This window comes from uncultured Amnibacterium sp. (genome assembly GCF_964244015.1).
In the GTDB taxonomy this organism is placed as follows: Bacteria; Actinomycetota; Actinomycetes; order Actinomycetales; family Microbacteriaceae; genus Amnibacterium.
In genome coordinates this window covers 1-7,608 of the sequence record NZ_CAXTHO010000134.1, presented here as the reverse complement: position 1 = coordinate 7,608, position 7,608 = coordinate 1, and the positions used below count along the sequence as shown (strand labels likewise).

At 72.4% G+C, this 7,608-nt stretch carries 8 protein-coding genes; 7 read left to right on the top strand and 1 reads right to left on the bottom strand.

Annotation, left to right across the window (positions count from 1 at the left end; translation table 11 throughout):
- From obgE to rsfS, 7 genes are all read left to right on the top strand, one after another.
- Window positions 1-1,299: GTPase ObgE (gene obgE, locus ACFE67_RS12940; RefSeq protein WP_375407290.1), on the top strand; the 1,299-nt coding region annotated here is incomplete at its 5' end.
- The gene (gene proB, locus ACFE67_RS12935; protein WP_375407289.1) at window positions 1,296-2,078 is read left to right on the top strand and encodes a glutamate 5-kinase; all 783 of its coding nucleotides are present in this window, start codon (window positions 1,296-1,298) and stop codon (window positions 2,076-2,078) included. The genes obgE and proB, both read left to right, overlap by 4 nt.
- 71 nt (window positions 2,079-2,149) lie before the next feature.
- Complete coding sequence (locus ACFE67_RS12930) at window positions 2,150-3,424, top strand: glutamate-5-semialdehyde dehydrogenase (RefSeq protein ID WP_375407288.1); 1,275 nt, start codon at window positions 2,150-2,152, stop codon at window positions 3,422-3,424.
- Window positions 3,425-3,475: 51 nt separating this feature from the next.
- The gene (locus ACFE67_RS12925) at window positions 3,476-3,667 is read left to right on the top strand and encodes a hypothetical protein (RefSeq protein ID WP_375407287.1); all 192 of its coding nucleotides are present in this window, start codon (window positions 3,476-3,478) and stop codon (window positions 3,665-3,667) included.
- A 19-nt stretch (window positions 3,668-3,686) separates the two neighbouring features.
- Window positions 3,687-4,298, top strand: a complete 612-nt coding sequence (gene nadD / locus ACFE67_RS12920) for a nicotinate-nucleotide adenylyltransferase (protein WP_375407286.1) — start codon at window positions 3,687-3,689, stop codon at window positions 4,296-4,298.
- Window positions 4,295-5,938, top strand: coding sequence for a hypothetical protein (locus ACFE67_RS12915; protein ID WP_375407285.1), 1,644 nt, complete (start codon window positions 4,295-4,297; stop codon window positions 5,936-5,938). The genes nadD and ACFE67_RS12915 overlap by 4 nt, the downstream gene beginning before the upstream one ends.
- A gap of 8 nt (window positions 5,939-5,946) precedes the next feature.
- The gene (gene rsfS, locus ACFE67_RS12910; protein ID WP_375407284.1) at window positions 5,947-6,312 is read left to right on the top strand and encodes a ribosome silencing factor; all 366 of its coding nucleotides are present in this window, start codon (window positions 5,947-5,949) and stop codon (window positions 6,310-6,312) included.
- Window positions 6,313-6,364: 52 nt separating this feature from the next.
- Here rsfS and ACFE67_RS12905 read toward each other — a convergent pair.
- Window positions 6,365-7,608, bottom strand: a 1,244-nt coding sequence (locus tag ACFE67_RS12905) for an aspartate aminotransferase family protein (protein WP_375407283.1), incomplete at its 5' end; no start/stop codon positions are given.

Genomic DNA, 7,608 nt, shown 5'->3' with positions numbered 1-7,608 from the left:
GGGAAGCCCGGCGCCGGCGACCACCGCGACGGCGCGGCCGGCGAGCCGGTCGAGCTGCCGGTGCCGGTCGGCACGGTCATCACCGGCGATGACGGCGAGCAGCTCGCCGATCTCGATCAGCCCGGCATGCGGTACGTCGCCGCGGTCGGCGGCCGAGGCGGTCTCGGGAACGCCGCGATCGCGAACCCGAAGCGCAAGGCGCCCGGATTCGCGCTGCTCGGCACCCCCGGCGAGCTGCGCGACGTCCGCCTCCAGCTGAAGACGATCGCGGACGCCGCACTCGTCGGCTTCCCGTCGGCCGGCAAGTCGAGCCTGATCGCCGCGATGTCGGCCGCGCGGCCGAAGATCGCCGACTACCCGTTCACGACCCTCCAGCCCAACCTGGGCGTCGTGGAGGCGGGCAGCGTCCGGTACACGATCGCCGACGTGCCGGGCCTCATCGAGGGCGCGAGCGAGGGGCGCGGCCTCGGACTGGACTTCCTGAAGCACATCGAGCGCTGCAGCGTCATCGTGCACGTCATCGACTGCGCCACGATCGATCCGGGCCGCGACCCGCTCACCGACCTCGACGTCGTCCTGACCGAGCTCGCCGCGTACCCGGTGCCGGCCGACGTGCGGCCGCTGCTCGAGCGCCCGCAGATCGTGGCGCTCAACAAGGTCGACTCGCCCGACGCGAAGGATCTGGCCGAGCTGGTGCGCCCGGACCTCGAGGCCCGCGGCCTGAAGGTCTTCGCCGTCTCCGCCGCGAGCCACGAGGGACTGCCCTCGCTGTCCTACGCGCTCGCCGCCGTCATCGAGGCCGACCGCGCCGAGCGGGCCGCGAACGAGGCGCTGCGCCCCCGCATCATCGTGCGGCCGAAAGCGGTCGACGAGACGCCGTTCGCGGTGCAGGTCGAGGGCGGCACGGAGACCGTCTACCGCGTGCTCGGCGCGAAGCCCGAGCGGTGGGTGCAGCAGACCGACTTCACGAACGACGAGGCCGTCGGCTACCTCGGCGACCGCCTGGCGAAGCTCGGCGTGGAGGACGCCCTCTTCACGGCGGGAGCCCGACCCGGCTCCGCGGTCGTGATCGGCCCGGGCGACGGCGTCGTCTTCGACTGGGAGCCCACGCTCACCTCGATCGCCGAGCTGGTGACGAGCCCGCGCGGCTCCGACGCCCGCTTCAGCGGCTCGACACGCCGCAGCACCGAGGAGCGGCGGATGGGCTACAAGGAGCGGATGGACGCCAAAGCGGCGGCGCGGGTCGACTTCGACGAGGAGCGACGCGCCGAGAAGGCGGCGAGGGAGCTCGACGCGTGACTGCTCCGGCGACCCAGGAGCGGGTGGAGGCAGCACGCCGCATCGTCGTGAAGGTCGGGTCCTCGTCGATCAGCGGGGACAGCGCCGGTCAGCTCGGTCCACTGGTCGACGCGCTCGCTGCGGCCCACGCGCGCGGAGTCGAGGTCGTGCTCGTGTCCTCCGGCGCGATCGCGACCGGGATGCCCTACCTGCGCCTCCACGAGCGCCCGACCGACCTCGCGGTGCAGCAGGCCGCAGCCGCCGTCGGTCAGAGCCTGCTCATCAAGCGCTACCAGGAGCGGCTCGACCGGTTCGGAATCACCGCCGGGCAGGTGCTGCTCACGGCCGGCGACATCGACAACCCGACCCATCGGAAGAACGCGGAGCGGGCGATGGAGACGCTGCTCTCCCTCCGCATCCTGCCGATCGTGAACGAGAACGACACGGTCGCGACGCACGAGATCCGGTTCGGCGACAACGACCGGCTCGCCGCGCTCGTCGCGCGGCTGCTGCGCGCCGACCTGCTGGTGCTGCTGTCGGACGTCGACGCGCTCTACACCCGCCCGCCGGCCGAGCCCGGTGCCATGCGGATCCCGTTCGTCGCCGCGGGCGACCCGCTGACGGAGGTGCTCGTCACGCAGACGAACACCGGCGTCGGCACCGGGGGAGCGGCGACGAAGCTCGCCGCGGCGCGGATGGCGGCCGACGCCGGCATCGCGGTGCTGCTGACCGCGACCGACCGCGTGCAGGAGGCGCTGTCCGGTGAGCGCGTCGGCACCTGGTTCGAACCGTCGGCCTGACTTTTCATCTTTACGGAGTTCTGGTCGCCTGGTGACCAGAACTCCGTAAAGATGAAAAGTAGGATCGCGACATGACGGACGTGCTGGAGAGCCGCACCCAGGGCACGGCCGAGGCCCGTTTCCGGGCCGCGAAGGCCGCCTCCGGTGCGCTGGCGACGGCGACGACGGCGCAGAAGAACCGCGGGCTCGAGGCGATCGCCGACGCCCTGCTCGCGCGATCGGCCGAGGTCATCGCCGCGAACGCGGACGACCTGGCGGCTGCGGAGCAGAACGGGCTCTCCGCCGGGCTGATCGACCGCCTGACGCTGGACGAGCGCCGAGTGGCGGCGCTCGCGGACGCCGTGCTCGCGATCGCGCGCCTCGCCGACCCGATCGGCGACGTCGTGCGCGGCAGCACGCTGCAGAACGGCCTGCAACTGACGCAGGTCCGGGTGCCGTTCGGCGTCGTCGGCGCGATCTACGAGGCCCGCCCGAACGTCACCGTCGACATCACCGCCATCGCGCTGAAGAGCGGCAACGCGGTCGTGCTGCGCGGCGGCACCGCGGCGCAGCACTCGAACGCCGCACTCGTCGCGGTGATCCAGGACGCGCTCGCCTCCGTCGGTCTGCCCGCCGACGCGGTGCAGACCATCGACGAGTTCGGGCGCGAGGGCGCCGCCGCGCTGATGCGCGCGCGGGGACTCGTGGACCTGCTCGTCCCGCGCGGCAGCGCCGGATTGATCACGTCGGTCGTGGAGGAGTCCACCGTCCCGGTCATCGAGACCGGCGCCGGCGTCGTGCACGTGTTCCTCGACGAGAGCGCCGATGTGGAGATGGCGACGTCGATCGTGCTGAACGCGAAGACGCAGCGGGTCGCCGTCTGCAACGCCGCCGAGACCCTGCTGGTCCATGCGAGCGCCGCCGAGCGCCTCCTGCCTCCGGTGCTCGAAGCCCTCCGCGCCGCCGGCGTCACGCTGCACGCGGACGATGCCACGCGCGCGCTCGTTCCGGATCTGGTGCCGGCGACGGAGGACGACTGGGCCGCCGAGTACTACTCCATGGACCTCGCGGTCGCCGTGGTCGACGACCTCGATGCCGCGATGGCGCACATCGCGACCTGGTCGACGCACCACACCGAGTCGATCGTGACCGAGTCCCTTCGCAACGCCGAGCGGTTCCTGGCCGAGGTCGACTCCGCGGTCGTCATGGTGAACGCCTCCACCCGCTTCACGGACGGCGGCGAGTTCGGCTTCGGCGCCGAGGTCGGCATCTCCACCCAGAAGCTGCACGCGCGCGGTCCGATGGGCCTCGCCGAGCTGACCAGCACCAAGTGGCTCGTCCGCGGCACCGGCCAGGTCCGCGGCTGACCCGCTCGCTCTAGACTCACTCCGCCCGCCGGGCGCATGAAGGGGGAACCGATGTCCGTCATCGCTTCGGCAGTGCTCGCCGCCACCACCATCGAGGAGGGCCCGCTCATCGCACCGAGCGTCGTCTTCCCGATCATCGCGATCAGCGTGTTCCTCCTGCTGGGCTTCGTCGCGTTCTCGTACCGGGACGTCGCGCACCGGCAGGACGCCAGGCCCGGCGGCGGCAGCTCCCAGGGTCACTGACGGAGCGACCGTCAGCGCAGTGAGCGCCGCACGTCCCGCGGGCAGCACCCGCCGCCGAATCGGCGTGATGGGCGGCACCTTCGATCCGATCCACCACGGGCACCTCGTCGCGGCGAGCGAGGTGCAGCGGGTGTTCGAGCTCGACGAGGTCGTGTTCGTGCCGACCGGTCAGCCGTGGCACAAGACACCCGTCACGGAGGCCGAGCACCGGTACCTGATGACGGTCATCGCCACCGCGTCCAACCCGGGGTTCACCACCTCCCGCGTCGACATCGACCGCGGCGGCGTCACCTACACGGTCGACACGCTCCGCGACCTGACGGCGCAGCACCCCGACTCGGACCTCTTCTTCATCTCGGGCGCCGACGCCATCGCGCAGATCATCACGTGGAAGGACCTCGACGAGATCTGGCGCCTCGCCCACTTCGTCGCGGTGACCCGGCCGGGCCACACGCTGTCGGTCTCCGGGCTGCCGCAGGGTGATGTCAGCGTGCTGGAGGTGCCCGCGCTCGCGATCTCCTCGACCGATTGCCGAACCCGTGTGCGACACGGCGCACCGGTGTGGTACCTCGTGCCGGACGGTGTGGTTCAGTACATCAGCAAGCACCGGCTGTACAGGAGCGAAGCATGACGGCATGGCAGGACCAGCAGACGCGCGGGGGCGCAAGTGGCTCTCGCGACGCCGCCTCCGGAGCACCGATGAGTCGCCGCGAGGCGCGCGAGGCCGAACGACGCGCGGCCGAGGCACTCGCCGAGAAGCAGCCGCACCCTTCCGGGGTCGTCGACTTCGAGGCGCATGATTTCAGTCCGGAGTTCGCTCCTGACCAGGAGTTCAACGTCGGCGACACGCAGGACATCTGGGCGGCGCTGACCCGCGGAGGTCGCACCGATCCGCAGCCGACGGCCGACCTCGGCGAGTACCGCTCCGGGATACCCGAGACGCCGAGCGCTCCGCGTCGGGTCGACTCGAGCGTGAACGGCGAGCTGCTCGACCGCGTGCGCGACGCCGTGCTCCGCCGTGCGCCCGAGCCGCCTGCCGCACGTCCGGCGGCCGCGCAGCCACCGGCCGCGTACCAGCGACCGGTGGCCCTTCCGCAGCCGACCGCCTCCCAGGCGCCCTTCGCCTTCGACTCGCCCGTCGACCACGACGCGGCCTCCGGGCTGACCCGACGTCAGCGCCGGGAGCAGGAGCTCTCCGGGCAGCGCGAGGACGGTCTGCCGGTCGAGCTCTTCGCCGATCAGCGCCGGGCTCCCTCCGCGCCACTCCCGGTCCAGCAGCCGACGGGCTTCGAGGGCTACGACTACGAGGACGACGGCTACTACGACGAGCCGTACCGGGCCGAGCCGACGATCGCGATCCGGCAGCCGACCGGTCTCGACGCCCCCTCGCACACCACGAACCCGATCCTCCTCCCGCATGCGTTCATCGAGCCGGCGGGCGACGACGCCATGACCTTCTCGAGCCCGGTGACCGTCTCGCCGGCCGAGCGCCGCGACCAGTGGGGTGCGGCGCAGGTCGATCCGGCCTTCATCCAGCCGCAGGGCCAGTGGGACGTCCAGGACCAGGACGACGACGCCGAGCAGGACTTCGAGGATCGGCAGGCGTACCAGCCTCAGGCGTACGAGCCCCGTCCCTCCACCTCCGGCCCGATCCCCGTGCAGCCGGTCATGCCGTTCGTGCAGCCGCAGGCGCAGTTCCAGGACCCGCAGCTCGGGCCGCCGAGCGAGGTCACCGACCTCGCCGGATTCGAGGCGCTGATCCGCAAGGCGCGGCAGCAGCCTTCGGCGCCCGAACCGGTCATCACCGGTCCGGCGCTGGCATGGGCCGACGACCAGGAGGACGTGCAGGAGGGCTTCACGGGCCTCCTGAGCCGCTCGGTGCAGGGCTCGCACGGCTCGGCGAACGCGCTGATCCTCCCGAACGCCCCCCAGCCGGACCTCACGCAGGCCGTCGGCGCGAACGGCGACATCTTCATCACGGGTTCGATGAACCTGCCGCGCAGCCTCTCGACCACGGGTGCCAACAGCGACCTGTACGACTCGCACGAGATCGACCGGCTGTACGAGGCGTCGCAGGACGAGCCGGCCTCGGGCGTCGCCCCGGTGCGTGCGTCGAAGGCGGTCAGCGGCGCCCCGCACGACCGCAGCTTCTCGAGCGCGCCGCGCCGCCGCGGTACCACCCTGCCGACCGTCCTGGCGGTCGTCGCCGGAGTGATGGCTGTGGGTGTCGTGGGTCTGCTCGTCGTGAGCTGGATGACCCAGCTATTCTGATCGCTCAGATGGAGCGACAGATCAGATCCCAGGTGCAGGAGGCGGCGGAAGCCGCTGTCTCGAGGAACGCGACGGATCTGGTGGCGCTCGACGTCTCGGGCCGTCTGGCGCTGACCGACGCCTTCCTCATCGTGTCCGGCAGCAGCGAGCGCAACGTGGGCGCGATCGCGGACGCCGTCGATGAGCGGCTCGGTTCGATCGGGATACCGATGCGGCGCCGGGAGGGCCGGGGCTCCGGCCACTGGGAGCTGCTCGACTTCGGCGACGTCGTGGTCCACGTGTTCCTCGAGGAGGACCGCGTCTACTACGGGCTGGAGCGCCTGTGGCGTGATTGCCCGGTGATCCCCGTCGAGGAGCGCGCAGCCGCCTCCTGAGCGGCCCGCACCGGGTCGCGCCGGCGGCCCGAACGCGTCGGGACCCCTGCGGTCAGGCGGTCGTGAGGTCGGGGACCGGAGCCGAGCCGGATCCTGCTCCACTTGTCGATCTCTCCTGCATCGCTCGGATCGGGACGCTTCGCTCGAAGGTCGTGAGGGCCGTCTCGAGCATGCCGGCGAGCACATCCAGTTCCGCCTCCGTCGTCACGAGCGGTGGGGCGACCAGCACCGCGTCGAGGAATCCGCCCGTCGCGACGTAGACGATGGCTCCGGCGGCTCTCGCGTGCTCGGCGAATCGCGCCGCGGTGACGCCGGGGGAGGCGCCCGGGTCGGGTTCGAGCTCGATTGCCTGCAGCATGCCGATGCCGCGCACCTCGGCCACCAGCGGGTGCGCGGCGGCGAGGCGGTCGAGGACGAGTCGCAGCGCCGCCCCCGTGCGCTCGGCCCGCTCGACGAGGCGCTCCTCCGCCATCACGTCGAGCACGGCGAGCGCAGTCGCGGTGGCGAGCGGGTTGCCGCCGTAGGTGTGGCCGCCGGCGATGCGCCCGCTGCCGGCGGCGATCGCGTCGAGTACCGGCGCGTCGACGAGCACGCCGGCGATGCTCGCGTAGCCGGCGCCCAGGCCCTTGCCGAGCGCGACCAGGTCGGCCCGCACATCCCAGTGGTCCGCGGCGAGCACCCGGCCGGTGCGGCCCATGCCCGAGAGCACCTCGTCGAACACGAGCAGTGCGCCGAACTCGTCGGCGAGGGATCGCAGTCCCTGCAGGTAGCCGTCCGGCGGCACGGTCGCGCCCAGGGTGGCGCCGCCGACGGGCTCGACGACGATCGCGGCGATCCGGTCGCGATGCCGTTCGAGCGCTGCGCGGGCGCCGGCGAGCAACTGGTCCGCGTGCAGCCGTTCGGCGACGGGGGAGGGGTCGCGACGGGTGGCCGGCGCCTCCAGCTCGGCGAAGGCGTACGCCAGGTCGCCCACCACGGCACGCCGCCCATGGCCGGAGAGCGACAGGCCGCCGAGCGTATTGCCGTGGTACCCGCGCCGATGCGAGAGGAACCACTGCCGCTCAGGCCGCCCGGTCTCGCGGTGGTACTGCAGCGCGAACTGCATGGCCGCCTCGACCGCCTCCGATCCGCTGCCAACGAGCCACGCCGCGGCGTACCCGGTCAGGGCGGTGAGTCGCTCGGCGAGCCGGAGGGTCGGCTCGGGCGCGAACGCGCCGCGGTGCACGAACGTCAACCGGGCTGCCTGGTCGGCGATCGCGGCCACGACCCTCGGATGGCCGTGACCGAGGGCGGCCA

Bases quoted from the DNA above. Each gene is read 5' to 3' on its own strand.
- ACFE67_RS12925 (WP_375407287.1), top strand. From the start codon at position 3,476: ATGTCCGTCATCGCTTCGGCAGTGCTCGCCGCCACCACCATCGAGGAG.
- ACFE67_RS12930 (WP_375407288.1), top strand. From the start codon at position 2,150: ATGACGGACGTGCTGGAGAGCCGCACCCAGGGCACGGCCGAGGCCCGT.
- ACFE67_RS12915 (WP_375407285.1), top strand. From the start codon at position 4,295: ATGACGGCATGGCAGGACCAGCAGACGCGCGGGGGCGCAAGTGGCTCT.
- rsfS (WP_375407284.1), top strand. From the start codon at position 5,947: ATGGAGCGACAGATCAGATCCCAGGTGCAGGAGGCGGCGGAAGCCGCT.